Consider the following 624-nt stretch of genomic DNA (forward strand, 5'->3'; position numbering starts at 1 on the left):
GATGGAAAAGCTGGTGCAACCGGTGCCACTGGTGCAACAGGCGCAACCGGAGCTAAGGGCGATAAAGGTGAAACAGGCGCAACAGGTGCAACTGGAGCTAAAGGAGAAGATGGCAAGCCATCATTAGCCCAAGTCGTGGATAATAACAACGGCACGCACACTGTTAAAGTTGGTCTGGATAAGAACGGCAATGGCCAATTGGATCCAGACGAAGTAACCTCATCTACCATTGTTAAAGATGGTAAGGACGGAAAATCTCCACTAGCTAAGGTTGTTGACAACAACAACGGTACTCATACTGTTCAAGTCGGTCTGGATAAGAACGGTAACGGTGAGCTTGATCCAGACGAAGTAACTTCATCTACAATCATCAAAGATGGAAAAGCTGGTGCAACCGGTGCCACTGGTGCAACAGGCGCAACCGGAGCTAAGGGCGATAAAGGTGAAACAGGCGCAACAGGTGCAACTGGAGCTAAAGGAGAAGATGGCAAGCCATCATTAGCCCAAGTCGTGGATAATAACAACGGCACGCACACTGTTAAAGTTGGTCTGGATAAGAACGGCAATGGCCAATTGGATCCAGACGAAGTAACCTCATCTACCATTGTTAAAGATGGTAAGGAC

Annotated in this window: 1 protein-coding gene; it reads left to right on the plus strand. The window is 48.2% G+C overall.

Features of this window, described 5'->3' with window-relative positions; all coding sequences use genetic code 11:
- The coding region (locus tag D8797_RS10100) for a collagen-flanked surface repeat-containing protein (RefSeq protein WP_446677500.1) at positions 1-624 on the plus strand (624 nt) is incomplete at both ends.

It is taken from the genome of Streptococcus cristatus, assembly GCF_003944225.1.
GTDB classification, from domain to species: Bacteria; Bacillota; Bacilli; order Lactobacillales; family Streptococcaceae; genus Streptococcus; species Streptococcus cristatus_K.